The sequence below is a fragment of the Xenorhabdus lircayensis genome, assembly GCF_016306625.1.
Lineage (GTDB): Bacteria > Pseudomonadota > Gammaproteobacteria > Enterobacterales > Enterobacteriaceae > Xenorhabdus > Xenorhabdus lircayensis.
The window spans coordinates 1-2,215 of the sequence record NZ_JACOII010000032.1; the positions used below are offsets into that span (position 1 = coordinate 1).

At 46.9% G+C, this 2,215-nt stretch carries 1 protein-coding gene and 2 pseudogenes; 2 read left to right on the plus strand and 1 reads right to left on the minus strand.

Annotation, left to right across the window (positions count from 1 at the left end; translation table 11 throughout):
- Positions 1 to 80: 80 nt before the first annotated feature.
- Positions 81 to 1,092: pseudogene (locus tag H8A87_RS08235) on the minus strand (IS481 family transposase).
- A gap of 76 nt (positions 1,093 to 1,168) precedes the next feature.
- Between H8A87_RS08235 and H8A87_RS08240 the strand changes: the two are divergent.
- Positions 1,169 to 1,339 (plus strand): hypothetical protein, encoded by a 171-nt coding sequence (locus tag H8A87_RS08240; protein ID WP_198689499.1) that lies wholly within the window; start codon positions 1,169 to 1,171, stop codon positions 1,337 to 1,339.
- Between the two features lie 35 nt (positions 1,340 to 1,374).
- Positions 1,375 to 2,215, plus strand: a pseudogene (locus H8A87_RS08245) (hypothetical protein); the annotation flags it as partial.

The following is a 2,215-nucleotide window of genomic DNA, read 5'->3' on the forward strand; positions in this document are numbered from 1 at the left end:
ATCAGGTCGCGTTTCTGGCCTTTGTACTAGCTCAGACCTGACCTGACAGTTACCGGTTATTTATACAGGTGTCTGTCAGGTTAAATCTGGTTCAGGTTTTTTTCTGCCCAGATGCGTTTTCCATCCAGTAACGTTTCCATTGGTGTTCGCCCACAGCACATTTTTCCTTGATGCGTTCTCTCATTATTGTAGTACCACAGCCAGTTGTCGAGATCCGTTTGAAGACTGTCCAGCTCACTGTAAAGTTTCTTGCGGAACGTCACCTGATAAAACTCTTGTAAAATCGTTTTATGGAAGCGTTCACAGATACCATTTGTTTGCGGGGACATCGCCTTGGTTTTCGTATGGTCGATGTCATTAATGGCCAAATAAAGTTGATAATCATGATGCTCTATACGGCCACAGAACTCGGTTCCCCGGTCAGTGAGTATTCTCAGCATAGGAAGCCGTTGTGCTTCATAGAAGGGCAATACGCGGTCATTGAGCAGGTCTGCTGCCGTGATCGGCGTTTTACTGGTGTACAGTTTACAATGCACCACTTTCGAGTAAGTGTCTACGAACGTTTGTTGGTAAATACGCCCGACACCTTTGAGATTGCCGACGTAGAACGTGTCTTGCGAGCCGAGATAGCCCGGGTGGGCCGTTTCTATTTCCCCGCAAGCTTCGTCATCATGGGCTTTTTTCTCTAAGGCGGCGATTCGTGCGTCATTGAGCGTAATCCCTTCTTGAGCCACTTTGGCTTCAAGCGCCTTGAGTCGTTTCCCGAAGTTTTCAAGGTTGTTCCTTAACCAGATAGAGCGGACGCCACTCCCGGAGATAAAGACGCCTTTTTGACGTAACTCGTTACTGGTTCTGTGCTGCCCATGTGCCGGAAACTCAACCGCATGTTCAACCACGGCACGTTCTGTCGCTTCATCTGCCCTGTTTTTCAGGTTAGGGACTTGATAAGGTTATCGATACCGCCTTCTAGCGATAAAAGGTATCACGTGATACACCCATTATTTTACAGGCTTTTGAAACATTGCCGAGTTCTTCCGCTAAATTGAGCAAACCGACTTTGTGTTTGATAATGGGATTGTTAGTATAAAGCATGAGAGTTACCTCGTGTTTTGTATGAAGTTTGGACACCTTTATCAAAACCGGTAACTCTCAACCTTGCAAGGGCTAATTGTCAGATCACGTCGAGACTAATACAAGTGATACGTCATTTTCAACGGCCTTTGACGGGCAAAATACCCAAATATTGATTCGTGCCGTAGATACAGAAACAAACTGGATTGTCGATAACATCCTGTGGGAGTTGACCAGTCCCTATATCGACTGCGCCCTCTACGATTAATTTCCTTCATTTCTTTTTCTTCTCAGGAATACATTATGCTTTATGCACAAGGCACTATTTCTACCGTGTCCGGCTCGGCTATGGTCAGGGGAACCGGCACCCGCTTTAAAAGCAACATTAACGGCGTTGCCCCGGCACAGCTGATGTTAATCCAGTCCGGCAGCGGTAATCTGTTACACATGATTCAGGCGGTGAACTCGGATACCGAACTGGTGCTGGCCGATAATGTCAGCGCGACCCTGAATAATGTCACCTACCAGATTCAGACCACGGCGCCCGATTCCATTTCGGATGGTGTGCGGCATATAGTGGCCAACAGCAGTTATATCGTCAATTTCCTCCAGAACATGGACAAGTGGATGTCCCAGAATGGCGTGGTGAATGTGACTTTGCCGAATGGCCAGACGGTGGCGCTGCAATCGATCCGGGCATTGCAGGCGGAGATGGACAGGAAATTGGACAGGGGCCGGAACGGGGCGGATATTCAGGATAAAGCGGCGTTTGTGCGGAATATTGGTTTAGGAGATGCACTGAAAGTTAGGGATTATGGGATTGGGTCCAATGAGTTGGTTAATACAAATTATGTCCCTTACTTGTGGCATGTAGGCGGCGATCAGCCCAGTGGATTTTATGGATATACGCCAGATTCAGATAAAAAAGAACAGTGGGGATCATTTATAAAACTGCGCTGGAATGCTGAAAACCAGCAATATCTGATATTCCCTAATTTTGGTTCAAATGCCATGCGGATTGTCAGATTTATTGGTGGGAAGGTTTGGGAAGACTATACAGTCTGGACAACGGGCAACACCACCGAAGTTGATGGTTATCTGAAATCTGCGTCCCCCATCATTAAAATCTGGAGTGATAGCAAAT